Source organism: Streptomyces sp. MB09-01 (genome assembly GCF_033794505.1).
Lineage (GTDB): Bacteria > Actinomycetota > Actinomycetes > Streptomycetales > Streptomycetaceae > Streptomyces.
Genome location: NZ_JARAYQ010000613.1, coordinates 1 through 569, shown reverse-complemented (window position 1 = coordinate 569; position 569 = coordinate 1). Strand labels below are relative to the sequence as shown.

Below are 569 nucleotides of genomic sequence, written 5' to 3'. Positions count from 1 at the left end.
GACGAGGGATTTGTCGACGAGGGAGCCGAGGACGTCGGCGGTGTCGTAGGACGGGTCGGCGCAGACGTCCTCGGCGGCGGCGAGGTCGCAGCCGCCCGCGAAGACGGACAGACGGCGCAGCACCGTGCGTTCGGGCTCGTCGAGCAGGTCCCACGACCAGTCGACGACGGCACGCAGCGTCTGCTGGCGGGGCAGCACCGTACGGGCACCGCTGGTCAGCAGCCGGAAACGGTCGTCGAGCCGGTCGGCGATCTGGCGCGGAGTGAGCAGCCGCAACCGCGCGGCGGCCAGCTCGATGGCCAGCGGCAGCCCGTCCAGACGCCGGCAGATCTCGGCCGCCGCCGCCGGATCGTCGTCCGTACGGAACCCCGGCCGGGCAGCGGCCCCACGGTCACCGAGCAGCCGCAACGCCACGGGATCGGGCAGCGGCTCCACCGGACGCAACGACTCCCCCGGCACACCCAGGGGCTCACGGCTGGTCGCCAGGATCTGCACACCGGGACAGCGCGCGAGAAGCTCCTCCGCCAGCTCGGCGGCCGCACCGATCACGTGCTCGCAGTTGTCGAGCA

The 569-nt window shown here is 73.3% G+C and carries 1 protein-coding gene; it reads right to left on the bottom strand.

Annotation, left to right across the window (positions count from 1 at the left end; translation table 11 throughout):
- On the bottom strand, positions 1 to 569 hold a 569-nt coding region (locus PV721_RS43725; RefSeq protein WP_416371305.1), incomplete at both ends, for an ATP-binding protein.